Annotated in this window: 13 protein-coding genes; 3 read left to right on the top strand and 10 right to left on the bottom strand. The window is 66.8% G+C overall.

Going from position 1 to position 15089, the window contains the following annotated elements:
* Positions 1-31: 31 nt before the first annotated feature.
* Positions 32-2623 carry a DNA mismatch repair protein MutS gene (mutS, locus tag AC5P7F_RS08395; RefSeq protein ID WP_049441490.1) on the bottom strand — a complete coding sequence of 864 codons (2592 nt, stop codon included), beginning with the start codon at positions 2621-2623 and terminating at the stop codon, positions 32-34.
* 135 nt (positions 2624-2758) lie between these two features.
* Positions 2759-3151 carry a barstar family protein gene (locus tag AC5P7F_RS08400; protein WP_164077463.1) on the bottom strand — a complete coding sequence of 131 codons (393 nt, stop codon included), beginning with the start codon at positions 3149-3151 and terminating at the stop codon, positions 2759-2761.
* Positions 3152-4313: 1162 nt separating this feature from the next.
* Between AC5P7F_RS08400 and AC5P7F_RS08405 the strand changes: the two genes are divergently transcribed.
* Both AC5P7F_RS08405 and AC5P7F_RS08410 read left to right on the top strand, forming a co-directional pair.
* Positions 4314-6536, top strand: coding sequence for a methyl-accepting chemotaxis protein (locus AC5P7F_RS08405; protein WP_069117400.1), 2223 nt, complete (start codon positions 4314-4316; stop codon positions 6534-6536).
* Positions 6537-6702: 166 nt separating this feature from the next.
* A complete protein-coding gene (locus AC5P7F_RS08410) occupies positions 6703-7071 on the top strand; it encodes a glycine zipper 2TM domain-containing protein (protein ID WP_164077461.1) in 369 nt (122 codons plus the stop codon).
* 128 nt (positions 7072-7199) lie between these two features.
* Here the strand turns inward: AC5P7F_RS08410 and AC5P7F_RS08415 are convergent, their stop codons facing one another.
* The 5 genes from AC5P7F_RS08415 to AC5P7F_RS08435 all read right to left on the bottom strand — a co-directional run bounded on the left by AC5P7F_RS08415 (position 7200) and on the right by AC5P7F_RS08435 (position 12874).
* Positions 7200-8327: an ABC transporter permease gene (locus AC5P7F_RS08415; protein WP_014646415.1), complete on the bottom strand. Its 1128-nt coding sequence runs from the start codon at positions 8325-8327 to the stop codon at positions 7200-7202.
* Entirely contained in the window at positions 8324-9511 is a 1188-nt protein-coding gene (locus tag AC5P7F_RS08420) for an ABC transporter permease (protein ID WP_142234431.1), read from the bottom strand. The genes AC5P7F_RS08415 and AC5P7F_RS08420 overlap by 4 nt, the downstream gene beginning before the upstream one ends.
* A complete protein-coding gene (locus AC5P7F_RS08425; RefSeq protein WP_049419414.1) occupies positions 9496-10509 on the bottom strand; it encodes an HlyD family secretion protein in 1014 nt (337 codons plus the stop codon). Before AC5P7F_RS08425 ends, AC5P7F_RS08420 begins: the two co-directional genes overlap by 16 nt.
* Positions 10502-11902 (bottom strand): TolC family protein, encoded by a 1401-nt coding sequence (locus tag AC5P7F_RS08430; RefSeq protein WP_075076196.1) that lies wholly within the window; start codon positions 11900-11902, stop codon positions 10502-10504. The genes AC5P7F_RS08425 and AC5P7F_RS08430 overlap by 8 nt, the downstream gene beginning before the upstream one ends.
* A gap of 78 nt (positions 11903-11980) precedes the next feature.
* Complete coding sequence (locus AC5P7F_RS08435; protein WP_046429615.1) at positions 11981-12874, bottom strand: LysR family transcriptional regulator ArgP; 894 nt, start codon at positions 12872-12874, stop codon at positions 11981-11983.
* Between the two features lie 106 nt (positions 12875-12980).
* Here AC5P7F_RS08435 and AC5P7F_RS08440 point away from each other — a divergent pair, with 106 nt between their 5' ends.
* Entirely contained in the window at positions 12981-13595 is a 615-nt protein-coding gene (locus tag AC5P7F_RS08440; RefSeq protein ID WP_014646420.1) for a LysE/ArgO family amino acid transporter, read from the top strand.
* Here the strand turns inward: AC5P7F_RS08440 and map are convergent.
* The 3 genes from map to AC5P7F_RS08455 form a co-directional block, all read right to left on the bottom strand.
* Entirely contained in the window at positions 13592-14374 is a 783-nt protein-coding gene (map, locus tag AC5P7F_RS08445; RefSeq protein WP_197602841.1) for a type I methionyl aminopeptidase, read from the bottom strand. The genes AC5P7F_RS08440 and map overlap by 4 nt on opposite strands.
* A gap of 7 nt (positions 14375-14381) precedes the next feature.
* The gene (locus AC5P7F_RS08450) at positions 14382-14594 is read right to left on the bottom strand and encodes a ParD-like family protein (RefSeq protein WP_014646422.1); all 213 of its coding nucleotides are present in this window, start codon (positions 14592-14594) and stop codon (positions 14382-14384) included.
* Positions 14595-14662: 68 nt separating this feature from the next.
* The gene (locus tag AC5P7F_RS08455; RefSeq protein ID WP_014646423.1) at positions 14663-15022 is read right to left on the bottom strand and encodes a bleomycin resistance protein; all 360 of its coding nucleotides are present in this window, start codon (positions 15020-15022) and stop codon (positions 14663-14665) included.
* Positions 15023-15089: the final 67 nt, after the last annotated feature.

Genomic DNA, 15089 nt, shown 5'->3' on the forward strand with positions numbered 1-15089 from the left:
GGCGGCGGGAAGCCAGGGGTGCGTGCTGCGGTTACAGCAGTGCTTTCAGTCGGTACAGCGCTTCCAGTGCCTGCTTCGGCGTCAGTTCGTCCGGATCGATGGCGGCCAGTGCTTCCTGTGCCTTGTTCGACGGCGCCGCGAACAGGCCGAACTGCTGCGGTGCATCCAATGCCTGCGGCGCCAGCTCGGCGGCATGGCTCTCACCGCCGCGCTGTTCCAGCTCGGCCAGTCGACGGCGCGCCTGCGCCACGGTGGCGCGCGGCAGGCCGGCCAGTGCGGCCACCTGCAGGCCGAAGCTGCGGTTGGCCGGGCCGTCCTTAACGGCGTGCATGAACACCAGCGCTTCACCGTGCTCGACGGCATCCAGGTGCACGTTGGCGATGCCGCTGCGGCCGCCCTCGTGCTGCTCGTCGGCCAGCGCGGTCAGCTCGAAGTAGTGGGTGGCGAACAGCGTGTAGCAGCGGTTCTGGTAGGCCAGGTGGCGGGCCACCGCGTCGGCCAGCGCCAGGCCGTCGTAGGTGGACGTGCCACGGCCGATCTCGTCCATCAGCACCAGCGAATGCGCGGTGGCGTGGTGCAGGATGTAGCTGGTCTCGGCCATCTCGACCATGAAGGTCGACTGCCCGCGGGCGAGGTCGTCACCGGCGCCGATGCGGGTCAGGATGCGGTCGATCGGGCCGATCAGCGCCCGGCTGGCCGGCACGAAGCTGCCGATGTGAGCCAGCAGCACGATCAGCGCGTTCTGCCGCATGTAGGTCGATTTACCACCCATGTTCGGACCGGTGATGACCAGCATGCGGCGGTCCGGATGCAGATCCAGATCGTTGGGTTCGAACGGCTGCTCGCGCACCGCCTCGACCACCGGATGGCGGCCACGCTCGATCTTCAGGCACGGTGCCGTTTCAAGTTCCGGCCGCGACCAGTCCAGCGCCTGCGCGCGTTCGGCGAAGGCGGCCAGCACGTCCAGTTCGCTCAGCGCAGCGGCGCACTGCTTCAACGGTTCCAGCTGTTCGCCGAGGGTGTCCAGCAGCTGCTCGTACAGGTACTTCTCGCGCGACAGCGAACGGTCGCGCGCGGACAGCACCTTGTCCTCGAATGCCTTCAGTTCTTCGGTGATGTAACGCTCGGCATTGGTCAGCGTCTGGCGGCGGGTGTAGTGCACCGGCGCGCGATCGGACTGGCCCTTGCTGATTTCGATGTAGTAGCCGTGCACGCGGTTGTAGCCCACCTTCAGGGTGGGAATGCCGCTGCTCTCGCGCTCGCGCAGTTCCAGGTCAACCAGGAACTGGTCGGCATGGGTGGACAGGCGGCGCAGCTCGTCCAGCTCTTCATCGAAGCCATCGGCCAGCACGCCGCCGTCGCTCAGCTTCAGTGGCGGCATTTCGGCGATGGCGCTGGCCAGCAGCTGTGCGCACGCGTCGTGCTCGCCCAAGGCGGCATGCAGTGCCTGCAGGCGCGGTGAATCCAGCGGCGCCAGCACTTCGCGCACCGCCGGCAGCAGGCCCAGGCCATCGCGCAGGGTGGAGAAATCACGCGGGCGCGCCGAACGCAGTGCGACGCGGGTCAGGATGCGTTCCAGGTCGCCGAGGCGGCGGAACTGTTCGCGGATGTCGGCATCGCTGCCGCGATCGATCAGGGTTTCCACCGCATGGTGGCGCTGCACCAGCACCTCGCGCAGGCGCAGCGGGCGGTGCAGCCACCGGCGCAGCAGGCGCCCGCCCATTGGCGTCACCGTGCTGTCGAGCACGCCCAGCAGGGTATTGCGGGTATCGCCGTCGACGCGCGTATCCAGTTCCAGGTGGCGGCGGGTGGCGGCGTTCATCGCGATCGCCTCGGCGGCGGTTTCCATCGCGATCGAGGTCAGGTGCGGCAGGCGCTGCTTCTGGGTTTCCTCGACATAACCGAGCAGGGCGCCGGCGGCGGCGGTGGCACGTGGCTTGTCATCGATACCGAAGCCGCTCAGATCGTGCAGCTTGAAGAAGTTCAGCAGCTGGCGGCGGCCGCTGTCCGCGTCGAACAGCCACGGCGCACGGCGGCGCACGCCGGTGCGGTGGCGCAGGAAGTCGGGCCAGTTCTCCTCGTCGGGCACCAGCAGCTCGGCCGGCTCCAGTCGGGCCAGTTCGGCTTCCAGCGCGTCGTCGGTCTCGACTTCATTGACCAGGAAGCGGCCACCGGCCAGGTCGGCCCAGGCCAGGCCGTAGCCCTGCTTCGTGCGCGACAGCGCCATCAGCAGGGTGTCGCGGCGTTCGTCCAGCAGCGCTTCGTCGGTGACGGTGCCGGGGGTGACGATGCGCACCACCTTGCGTTCGACCAGGCCCTTGGCCAGCGCCGGGTCGCCGATCTGCTCGCAGATCGCCACCGACTCGCCCAGCGCCACCAACCGCGCCAGGTAGCCTTCATAGGCATGTACCGGCACGCCGGCCATCGGAATCGGCGCGCCGCCGGAGCTGCCACGCTGGGTCAGGGTGATGTCGAGCAGGCGCGCGGCCTTGCGCGCATCGTCGTAGAACAGCTCGTAGAAGTCGCCCATGCGGAAGAACAGCAGCAGGTCCGGATACTCGGACTTGGCTGCGAAGAACTGCTTCATCAGCGGGGTGTGTTCGGCGGACTTTTCTTTGGACATGGGGCTCGTGAATCCGGGGCGTCCGTTCGCGCCGGAGGGCAGCGGCAACGGAGCGGGTACAGGGCCGTCCATGGTAACTGCTGGGGCACAGGGCTGCCGCCACCGGTGGCGGGCGGGTACCGCACAGCAACGAGGTCAGGCCGGGACCAGGGTGATCTGCCGGTGGCTGGCGAAGATATCCATCACGATCTCGAAGTAGGTTGGGCCCTCGCCCTGTTGCAGGGCGTCCAGCTGGCGCGCAATGGTCCGCGTGTTGAAGGTGCCCGGGGCTTCCAGCTTGGACTGCAGCCACTGGCATGTGGTAGTTCGTCCCAGTGCGGCGCGGCTGTGCTCGATATCACTCCAGATCACCGTGGCCCGCTCATGGCCGGCCAACACGCCATGGACGCCATGCAGCAGATCATCCAGGGCGTCCAGGCTTGGCCCGAGCTGCCAGTCCTCGCCGGCCATGAACACGCGGTTGATCTCCGCGTACAGGCTGGGGATGTCGTGAATGGCACAGCCCTCGATCTGCAGGATGAGCGTCATATGTCGACTGTAGCGTTGTTCCCTGTGCGTTGGACATGGCTGAGCGCCGGATGCTTTGGGGACCCATGCTGGGGTTTGGCAAACTTCTTTGCTGAGTCAAGTGCTCGGCACTCCCGTCGTGGCGCGCGCCGGTTTGCAGGGAAGAAAACGACGTGACCCATCGCCAATAGCAGGGCCATCAGCTGGTAGAGAGTTCGCCCGAAGTCTTCTTCTTCATTGATTGGTGCCATCGGCAGCAGGACCCCCTCGGGCGCGTTCAACTTCCACTGTCAGTGATGACTGGCTGGGTGATGGAAATAGATTCTCCTTCATCGGCAATAAAGGTCTGGAAAATTGTTTCTGGGATGGTCAGTAACGTTGTATCTGCGTCTCCGGTGAGGTGGGGGGAGTTTGATCTGTCCCCGTTGTGGGCAGGGTGAGGTGTTGAAAGCTCCAGTAAAGGAGCGCGGCGTTCAGATATTTGTCTGCGACGAGTGCGATGCCGTGTGGTTCTCCTTCGCTGCTATAGGGGTCTCTCCGTTCAGAGACCTTGAGCGGTATCTTGAGGAAATTTCCGTCGCCCCGTCCTGGGAGTCAATTTCCGTGGACAGGCATGAGTAGAAAGTACGCAGTTTCCATGCACTCCTCGATCGTATTGCCTCAGCGCAGCGCGTGGGTCCGTGCAGCATGGGGTGACCTTCCCGTCTCCTACTTCCAGAGCGACGAGAATCTCAATGACTGCGGTTTTATTGACTTGAAGGTCAATAAGTGGGAGATCAGTGGCAGTCGATTGTAATGGGGTCTGGACCCCTTCATCAGGGTTGAAATACTCAAGGGTCGGGGCCCTGCGATGGCAGATGCCAGATTGCAGCCCTGACGGTAGTCGCGAAGCAGCGCGTTGTTCCTCTGGACAGAAGGGTGCCGGGATTGATGGGCTTCATCCTCCCCCTCCGTGCATCAAGTGACGGTTTCCGCGGTCACGACTCGCGAGCGATGCGTGATGACTGCGATTGATGTGCTCGTACATTGATATGCCCGGCAGGAATAACCACCTCCATTAAGTGTGTCCTTCACACCTGTCTGCATAGTTCCAGAGATTTGGATCGATACAATAATATCGACCCATAAAGTTTCCCCGCGCTGCGCCGCCATCGATCGTACGGCCATGATCAAGGGAATTGAGATGCTCGCCTTACGCAACCTCCGAGTGGGATCCCGGCTGGGTGCCGGGTTTGGATTGCTGCTGCTGTTCATCGTGGCCATCGTTGGCCTGGCGCTGTACGGAAATCACCTGAAGTCCGCCCAGTTCGAGAAAGTGGTGGACGTCAACATGGTGAAGATGCGGCTGTTGAACGACATGCTGGATACCAACAACGCGGTGTTGATGCACCGCCGCCTGATGGTGATCAAGCGCGGCGAGGATTTTGACAGGGATTATCAGAAGGCGCAGGAGCTGTCGCAGACCTACGACGGTATCTGGGCCAGGTACATCAGGATTCCGCGCGACGCGACCGGCGATACCCTGGTGGCGAAAATCGACGCGGCACGCAAGGCCACCGACGCCTCCACCCGGCATCTTCACGAGCGCATGAAGGCCGGGGATTTCGACGGCGCGGCCAAGGAACTGCTTGCCGAGCAGGGGCTGGCAACCGCGTGGAACGAAGCGATCTCGACCCTGCTGCGGCATCAGGAGACACTGACCGAGCGCAGCCGCGAGGAATACCGTTCAACCGAATCCTGGACCGGCACGCTGTCGATCGTGTTCGGCGTGTTGAGCCTGGTACTGGGCTCGCTGGCCGCCTGGGCCATCACCCGCAGCCTGACCCGCCCGCTGGAAGGCGCGGTGAAGCTGGCCGACGGCATCGCCAATGGGCGGCTGGACAACAGCATTGACGCCTCCGGCAACGATGAGGTCACGCAGCTGCTCAGGTCGATGCAGCGCATGCAGGCGCAGTTGCAGTCGGTGATGGCGGCGCAGGGCGAGTTGGCCCGCCAGCACGATGCGGGCAGCCTCAGCTATCGCATGGACGAGAGTGCCTTCCCTGGTGACTACGGGCGCATGGTGCACGAGACCAACGCGCTGGTCGGCTCACACGTGCAGGTACAGAACCGGCTGATCGAAGTGATGAAGCATTACGCCCGTGGCGACCTGTCGGTGGACATGGATCCGCTGCCGGGCGAGAAGGCGGCGATCACCCAGGCAATGGACGAGACCAAGGCCAGCCTGTCGGCGATCAACAGCGAGATCCGCCGGCTGGCGACGGCCGCGGCGGCGGGCGACTTCAGCCTGCGCGGCGATGAAGATCGCTTCGCCTACGATTTCCGCGACATGGTGGCCGGGCTCAATCGCTTGATGCAGACCACCGACCAGAACCTGGTGCAGGTGTCGAGCCTGCTGCAGGCGATCTCGCGCGGTGACCTCACCGTACGCATGCAGGGCGACTTCCACGGCGTGTTCGCCCGCATGCGCGATGACTGCAATGCCACCGTCGATCAGCTCAAGCAGATCGTCGGGCGCATCCAGGCCAGCGCGTCCAGCATCAATCTGGCGGCAGGCGAAATCGCCTCGGGCAACACCGATCTGTCGCGGCGCACCGAGCAGCAGGCGGCGAACCTGGAAGAGACGGCGGCGTCGATGGAGGAACTGACCTCCACCGTGAAGCAGAACGCCGAGCACGCCCGCCAGGCCAACCAGCTCGCCATCGGTGCGCACGGTGTCGCCTCGCAGGGCGGCGAGGTGGTCGGCCAGGTGGTCACCACGATGTCGGCCATCGAGGCCTCGTCGAAGAAGATCGCCGAGATCATCTCGGTCATCGATGGCATTGCCTTCCAGACCAACATCCTGGCGTTGAACGCGGCGGTGGAAGCCGCCCGTGCCGGCGAGCAGGGCAGGGGCTTTGCGGTGGTGGCCAGTGAGGTGCGCACGCTGGCACAGCGCTCGGCCGGTGCGGCCAAGGAGATCAAGGGCCTGATCGAGGATTCGGTTGGCAAGGTCGCCGATGGATCGGCGCTGGTCCGACAGGCAGGCACCACGATGGGCGAGATCGTTGCTTCCGTGCAGCGCGTGACCGACATCATGGCCGATATCTCTGCTGCCTCGCAGGAGCAGAGTTCGGGCATCGAACAGGTGAACCAGGCGGTGGTGCAGATGGACGAGACCACGCAGCAGAATGCGGCACTGGTGGAAGAGGCCAGTGCTGCGGCGCGTTCCATGGAGGAGCAGGCGAACCTGCTGGCCGAGGCGGTTTCGGTGTTCCGCACCGGCGCGGCAACGGCGGCTGCAGCCGTGCGTCCGGCCCTGGCTGCGGTGGCCGCGAAGGTCACCCCGGTGCGCAGGGCGGCAACGCTGTCGCCGCGCATCGAGCCGACACTGGCGGCCAATGCCGGGGGGTGGGAAGAGTTCTAGCAGAGGGCAATGCCGGCAGGGAGACGGCGCCCATCACGCTGGCTGATCGTGATGGGCGCGGATTTTCTTCCTGAACGCGCGATGGCCGATGAGGCCGCGGACACGCGCATTTCACTTCCGGTTGCCAGCCGCGGGAGGACACTTGCGCCATACCGGAACCTAGGAGATGGCCATGAAGATCTCGACCCGATTGCTTGTGCTGGGCACCCTGCTGGCGGCTTCGTCGGTGGCCGGCGCGCAGACCTATGGTCCGCGCGATGAGGGACGCCGATTCAACGATGGCAGCCGCGTGGTCTGCAAGAACGTGGAAGTGCAGCGCAACTCGCGCGATCCGAACCGCATCGCCGGTACGGCCACTGGCGCGGTGATCGGCGGCCTGCTGGGCAACCAGGTGGGCGGCGGCAATGGCAAGAAGCTCGCTACCGTGGCCGGTGCTGTTGCCGGTGGTGCGGCGGGCCGCCAGATCCAGGGCAACAGCCAGCAGAAGAATGGCGACCGCGTGGTCGAGCGCCGCTGCGAACGCGTCTATCGCTGATCAATCGCCGACGGCCCCCGTTTTTCCCCTTCCACATCGCAGTACTCGAACGCCGGCCTCGCGCCGGCGTTCTTCATTGCAGGAAAAGGGGACGGAGGGGATTAAGTCGTAATCCCCCAACCGGCCGCTTACGACTTAATCCCCTCCGTCCCCTTTTTTGCGAGGAGGCGCCAGGTGGCGAGGCTGCCGTAGAGCAGCAGCAGGACGGTGAGGGTGATCAGTTCGTGGCTGACTTCGGCCAGGCTGGCGTCCATCTGGTTCAGGCGCACCATCAGGTTGATGCCGGAGGTGGTCGGCAGCAGCTGCGCCAGCCAGACCAGCGGTTGTGGCGTCATCACCGAGGGCCACGACAGGTTGGCGAGGAAGAACAGCGGGATCGAGGTGGCGATGATGTACTGGAAGGCGCGTTCGCGGGTGCGGAAGAAGCTGCCGACGAACAGGCCGAAGGCCACCGTCGCCGCGATGAACAGCGTGCCACCCAGCAGCTGGCCCAGCGGGTTGCCTCCGCGTGGATAGTCCTGCACCCAGGCAGTGAACCCGGCATACCAGAACAGACCGAACAGGCCGATCAGGCCGAAGCCCAGTGCCATGCCGGCCAGGGTCGGCAGGTCGAAGCGCAGGCGCCGGCCGAGCGCGAGGCGGCGGCCGCCGAGCAGGACGCCGATGCCCATCAGCAGCGTCTGGTGCACGATCAGCTCGGCCACGCCGGGAACGATGGCGCTGCCATAGCCTTCCTGCGTGTTGTACAGGGGGCGCTGCACAAGCGTGACCGGTGGTGCCTGCGGTGCGCCCATGAAGGCGGCCTGGCCGACCACGGCATCACGCCCGAACGCACCCAGCGCGTCAGCCACGCTGCCCAGCACCCAGCTGGCGCGGCCCAGGTAGGCACCGTTGCCAAGCAGTACCAGCTTGGCCGGGTGGCCGCGCAGGATGTCGCGCTCCAGATTGGCCGGGATCACGACGATCCCTTCGGCATGGCCGGCTTCCAGCTGCCGGCGTGCGCTGTCGACGTCCGCGGGTTGACCGACCACGCGCGCAACGCGCAGTGCGTCGAGCTTGCGCAGCAGCTCGCGGCTGGTCGCGCTGTGGTCTTCGTCCACCACCAGCACCGGCAGGTTGCCGGCCACCTGGTGCCGGTAGGCGGCTGGATAGAAGAACGAGTACAGGATCACCGCCCCGACCATCACCACGATCGCGTAGCGGTCGCAGAGCACTGCCATCAGGGTCTGCCGCAGGCTGCGCCAGAGTGCGCTCATGCGTCGGCCCCTGCGGGTTGTGCGGCGGCAGGTGTGCGCGCGAAGGCGATCAGGCGCAGGCCGCCGACGCCTCCTGCCACCACCGCCATCAACAACAGCGTGGCCAGCGGCCACACCGAAACCTGCAGCGGCGAACCGATGAACTGCTGCTGGGTCTGCAGCTTGATGTAGGCGCTGAGTGGCAGCAGTTGATGCCAGATGCGGGTGAACAGAGGGCCGTCCAGCACCGGGAAGGTGGCGCTGGAGAAGGCCAACGCGGTGCCGATGCTGAGGCCGACTGCGGACAGCGCGGTACCCATGTCGCGGGTGACGCCGACGAAGAACAACGCGTAGGCGGCCGTGGCAAGGTAGAACAGTGGCTGTGCGAGCAGCAGCAGGAGCACGCTGCCGGCCACGCCGTCACCGCGCAGCCAGGCCAGGTAACCGATGCCGAGCGCGCCATACAGCGAGAACAGCAGGATGTATGGCGCGACCTTGCCGGCAATCGCCGGCCATGGCGTGCGGCCCAACGAGGCGGGCAGGGTGCCGTCGCGGATCTCGCGGCCAAGGCTGCCGGCCACTGCAAGTGCCAGTACCAGCGACAATACCGCCGGGAAGATCAACGGCAGCAGGAACAGCTCGTAGCTGCGTGCCGGGTTGTACAGAATGTCCGACTGCACCGCGATGGGTGCCGCGCGCAGCTTGCCCGGGCCGACCTGCAGGCCGATGCGCTCGCGCAGCAGGCGCGCGTTCCAGGCCGAGACCGCGTCGCCGATATCGCGCGACGCGGACTGGCCGGTGGTCATGTAGGTGGCGTTGTAATAGGCGAACACCGTGCCCTGGCGTCCACGCAACGCCTGCCGGGTGACATCGCGCGGCACCAGTACGATGGCGAACACATCCAGCCGACGCAGCTGCGAACGTGCGTCTTCCAGGTCCATCGGCTGGCTGGCGACGCGCACGCCGGGGCTGGCATCGAGCATGCGCAGCAGCAGGCGGCTGTCACTGCTGTGGTCGAGGTCGACCACCGCGATCGGGATGTCGCGCATCACCGAAGGCGTGAACATCCACGCCATCACCACCAGCATCAGCAGCGGCAGCACGGTGACCAGCAGCAGGTCGGCGCGGTTGCCGCGCAGCGACTGCAGCTCGCGCCGCCAGCTGGCGGCGAAGCCGCCGCGGCCGGGGCTCAGTGCTGGGGCCATGCGAACAGCACGCTCATGCCGGGGCGGAAGCCCTCGATGCGGCGTACCGGGCGCACCCGCACCTCGAAGCTGCGGACGTCGTAGCCGGACGACTGGCGGGTGGTACGCCAGGTTGCATAGTCGCCGGCCGGATTGATGAAGTAGACCTCGAATTCGCCGTCCAGGCCGAGCGCCGGCACGCTGCCCTGCAGCTTGCTGCCGACCTTCAGGCCCTGCATCTGCGATTCGCGCAGGTTCATGGCGACCCACATGCGGTCGATGTCGACCAGGGTGAACACCGGGTAGCCGGCCGGCACCAGCTCGCCCGGGTCGGCCATGCGCTTGTTGATCTCGCCGGCCACCGGCGCGCGCCCTTCTACTTCGACACGCGCGGCGTTGACTTCGGCCACCGCGCCCTGTGCCTGTTGCACCTGGCCCTGCGCGGCACGCTTGTCCTGCTCGCGCGCGCCGGCCAGGGCCATGTCGTACTGCGCGCGCGCGGCACGGGCCAGCTCACGCGAGCTGGTGGCCTGGGCATGCGCTTCATCACGCTTCTGCCGGGTCATCACCCCTTCGTTGAACAGGTTCTGCACGCGCTGGTAAGTGGCTTCAGCCAGCGTCGCACCGGCTTCGGCCCGCTTCCAGTTCGCTTCGGCGGCGCGGATGTCTTCGCTGCGTGCGCCTTCGTCGGCCTTGTCGGCCACTGCCTGTGCGGCGGCCAAAGCGCCGTGCGCCTGCTGTTCCTTGGCGGCCACTTCGGGGCTGTCGAGCAGGAACAGCACCTGCCCGGCCTGCACGCGGTCGCCCTCGCGCACCTTCAGTTCGGCCACGCGCGCGGTGATCTTGGCGGCCACGTTGATCGTGTCCGCATCGGCCATGCCCTGGATCTGGTCGGCCGGGCTGCGCCAGGCCAGCCACAGGCCGAGCACCACCACGACCAGCAGCACCACTACCAGGATCGGTCCCAACCGGCGCTTGCCCGGGGGCGTCGTCGCATCGTCGTGCAGCACATCACTCATGGTCGATCACCTCGTCCGCCCGCCGCCGGAACTCTTCGAAACGGTCCATCTGTCCACTGATCTCCAGCAACTGTGCCAGCGCAATATCGTATTGGTAGGCGGCCTGTGCGCGCTCGACGCGGGCGCCACCCAGGCCGAGCCGCGCGTCGATCACATCCAGCGAAGTCGCCTGGCCTTCGCGGAACGCCAGCTCCTGCAGGCGCAGGTTTTCCTGTGCCTGGGCGATGCTGCTGTCGAGCAGCACGTACTGCTGGCGTGCGGTTTCCAGCTCGTTCCAGGCCTTGCGCACACCCAGCGCGACCTGGTTCTCGGCCTCGCGCAGGCCCGCTTCGGCCTGGTCCTGCTGCGCACGCGCGGCGCTGATCTGCGCCGGCCGCGAGTTCGGCGACAGGAAGGTGTACTTCAGGCCGATGCCAAACGCCCAGTCCGGATCGGTCAGCATCTCGTCGCGGCGACGGAAGTCGTACTGGCCGAAGGCGAAGATCTGTGGTTTCAGCTTGGCCTGCTGCACGCGCACGCCCTGTTCGGCCTGCGCCACCATCGCCCGCAGGCGCGCGATCTGCGGCTGCCGCGCCTGCGCGGTGCGTTCGAAGCTGGCCACCGGTTCCAGTGGCACGCGCTGCACGAACAGCGGCGACACCGGCTGCACCTCGCCGCCACTGCGCAGCAGCGTGGCCAGTGCGGCCTTCAGCGTGGCCAGGTCGTTCACTGTCTTCTGGTATTCGCGCTCGGCCTTGTCGCGGGCCACGGTGGCCTGCAGGCGCTGCGCGCGGGTGGCGAAGCCCTCGCGTTCCAGCTTCTCTGCGTCGGACAGGTGGCGGTTGAGGCCATCGCGCACATCGCGGCGCACGTCCACCGCCTGCTCGGCCAGGCGCTGGCCGAAATAGGCCTGGGCCAGCTGCACGGTCAGCGATTGGCGTTGTGCTTCGCGCTCGGCGCTGGCCTGTTCGTGGGCGGCACTGGCCGCACGTTGCGCGGCCGGAATCACGCCGCCGGTGTACAGCGGCAGTACTGCAGTCACCACCGGGCGGGTACGCCAGTCGCGTTCGGTGAACGACAGCGGCGAGTCGATGCCAAAGGCCTCGGCCACCGGAGCCAGCGAACCCAGGGGCAGGGTGAGCGTCTTCTGGAACTGCAGCCGGCGCACTTCGCCGGTGATCTCCGGCAGGCGCAGCAGGCGGGTCGCGTCCTGCAGGTCCTGCTTGTTGCGCACGGCGGCGTCGGCAGCGGCCAACGCATCGGAGACCTGCTCCAGGCGTTGCCGTGCCTGTTCCCAGTCCAATGCCGGTGCGTTGCTGGTGGGCTGCGCGTCGGCAGCGAATGGCAGGCAGGCTGCCAGCGCCAGCGCGGCCTTCGCGCGGTGCATCCTTGTACGTCGGCCGATCACGCCCATGCCGTCCCAGTAGTGAAGAAGTGCGCAAACGGTAGTGCGTGCAGCGTGAAGCCCGGGTCTGCGATCATCGGTTTGTCCTCAACGAAGGGTGCCTCTGGCCGCAGTGCGCAGCGCCTGGGTGATGTGCTGCAGCGTGCTTGAGCGCACGGCGGCATGCTGCCAGTACAGCGGCACATCGAGCCAGCGGCGGGGTTCCAGTACCACCACGCGGCCGGCGCGCACGGCGGGCGCGACCAGGGTTTCCGGAGCCATGCCCCAGCCGAGTCCGCACGCGGCGGCTTCGACGAAACCGGTGGAGGAGGGCAGGTAGTGTAGCGGCGGCTGCAGCCGCGCGCGGGTCAGGCGCCGCACGAAGCGCCACTGCAGTTCATCTTTGCGGTTGAACACCAGCATCGGTGCGTGCGCCAGGGTTGCGGCCTGCATGCCATCGCGGAAGTACTGGCGGGCGAAGCCGGGCGAGGCGATGGCGTGGTAGCGCATCGCGCCGAGCGGGTGCACGTTGCATCCCTTCACCGGTTGGCTTTCGGCGGTGACCGCGCCGAGCACGCTGCCATCGCGCAGCAGCTGCAGGGTGTGGTCCTGGTCGTCCATGCGCAGGTCGAACAGATAGCCGTGGCGCTGGTGCAGGTCGGCGATGGCCGGTACGAACCAGGTATCAAGCGAGTCATCGTTGACCGCCAGGGGGATCGGCGTGCGCGCAGCGTCGCTGCCACGCTCGGGTAGCAGCTCGGCCAATGCCTCGGCCTCCAGCGCCTGCATCGGTCGCACCCGGCGCAGCAGCGCTTCACCCGCGGCGGTCGGCCGGCAGGGTGCCTGGCGCACCACCAGTACCTGCCCGAGCCTGTCCTCCAGGGCTTTGATCCGCTGCGACAGTGCTGACGGGCTGATCGACAGGCGGCGTGCCGCAGCCTCGAAGCTGCCTTCCTCCAGCACCGCGGCAAACGCGGCCAGTTGCGGGTGTACCAGGTCCATGCCGGTGCCTCTTCAGTTTTCCTGCACAGGATAAAGAAAAATCAGTTTGTCTAATCAAGGCTGTTGGCCGCACCCTGCGCGTCCCCTCGCTGCCTGGCCTGTCCCGATGTGGATTGCCGCTACCGCCGCCGGCCTGTTCGCAGGTGCCGGCCTGATCATCGCCATCGGCGCGCAGAATGCCTTCGTGCTGCGCCAGGGCCTGCAGCAGCGCAATGTGGGGACGGTAGTGCTGGCCTGCGCCGGCGCGGATATCGCGCTGATCCTTGCTGGCGTTGGCGGCATGGGCGCGCTGGTGCTGCAGTGGCCGCTGCTGCTGCAGGTGCTGCGCTTCGGTGGTGCGGCCTTCCTGTTCTGGTATGGCCTGCGGGCGGGGCTGCGCGCGTGGCGCGGTGGCAGTGCCCTGGCCGCCGCCGAGGCGCAGGGCGGCAGCGGACGGCAGGTACTGCTGACCTGCCTGGCGTTCACGCTGCTCAACCCGCACGTCTATCTGGATACGGTGGTGCTGCTGGGCAGTCTGTCCACGCGCTACCCCGGTGACCTGCGCTGGGCGTTCGCCGCCGGTGCCTGCGCCGCCAGCGTGGCCTGGTTCTGCACGCTGGGCTATGGCGCGCGCCTGTTGCAGCCGGTGTTCCGCAGGCCGGGCGCCTGGCGGGTGCTGGATGCCGCCGTGGCGGTCTTCATGTCCTGCCTCGCCACGCTGCTGCTGTTGCGCCCGCTCTAGGCCGCGTCCACCGCGCACTGCGGGGTTTCGCCGGGGCGCAGGGTCAGCACGCGCACGCCGCTGCGGGTGACCGCCACGGTGTGCTCGAACTGCGCCGACAGCCTGCCGTCGCGGGTGTAGACCGGCCATTGGTCCGGCTGCTGACGGATGGCCGGCTTGCCCTGGTTGAGCATTGGCTCGATGGTGAACACCATGCCTTCTTCCAGCACCATGCCGGTGTTGGGATGGCCGTAATGCAGGATCTGCGGTTCCTCGTGCATCTGCTGGCCGATGCCATGGCCGCAGTATTCCTTCACCACGCTGTAGCCGTGGCTGCGCGCGTGGCGGGCGATGGCGTGGCCGATATCGCCCAGGCGCGCTCCCGGGCGCACCGCAGCGATGCCTTTCCACATCGCCTGGTAGGTGGCCTGCACCAGCCTGCGCGCGGCGTAGTCGACCTCACCGACCAGGTAGGTGGTGCTGGAGTCGGCGATGTAGCCGTTCTTCTCCAGGGTGATGTCGAGGTTGACGATCTGGCCATTGCGCAGCACGTCGGTGGTGCTGGGAACGCCGTGGCAGACCACGTTGTCGATCGAGGTGTTGAGCACATACGGGAAGCCGTACTGGCCCTTGCTGGCCGGCCGCGCCTGCAGCTCATCGACGATCATGCGCTCGACGAAGTCGTTGATCTCCATCGTGCTGCGTCCCTGCAGCGGCAGCTGGTCGAGCGCGGCGAATACCTGCGCCAGCAGGCGCCCGGATTCGGCCAGCAACGCGATTTCGTGCGGCTGCTTGATCATCGTCATGTCAGGCCCGCCCGGGCGCCAGCGCCTGCGGCTGCACCCCGGCTGCCCGCAGTTCGCTGGCGACGATGTCCTGGAAGCTCAGCGTGGGGTTCATCTCGCACAGCATGCCGACCCGGATCCAGAAGGTGGCCTGGGCGTTGATCGAACGGCTGGAGACGGTGCAGGCACGGCGCAGCTGGTCGTGCAGGGTGTCATCGATGTTGACGATGCCCATGGGCGGTCCTGGCGGAATGGATATATGAAGCATATATGTTCCGTATATCCGCCTCAAGCCCGCATCGTTCAGTCCACGTGGGTGGCAAAGCGCAGTCGGTTGCCGTCCGGGTCACGCAGGAGCATCTCGCGGCTGCCCCATCCGGTGTCGTGCGGTGGCTGCTCGATCGGTACGTTGGCGGCACTGAAGGCGCGGTGCAGGGCGTCGACGTCTTCAACGATGAAGTACACTGCGCCGCCGACCTCGCAGTCGCCGCTGTGTTCGGTGAGGAAGATCGTCTGGCCGTCGCGGGTGAGCTGGGCGAACAGCGGGAAGCCGGGTTCGAAGCGGTGTTCCCAGTCGACCACGAAACCCAGCCCCTGCACGTAGAACGGCAGGGTGGTGTCGGCATGGCGCATGCGCAGTTGCGGGATGACGGTCTGGGGCATCGCAGGCTCCGGGGCGGGAGTCCAGTGTAGTGCCGGCCGCTGGCCGGCATCCCGGCGAGCCTGGGAA

Source organism: Stenotrophomonas sp. YJH_SMC_105-26 (assembly GCF_059368915.1).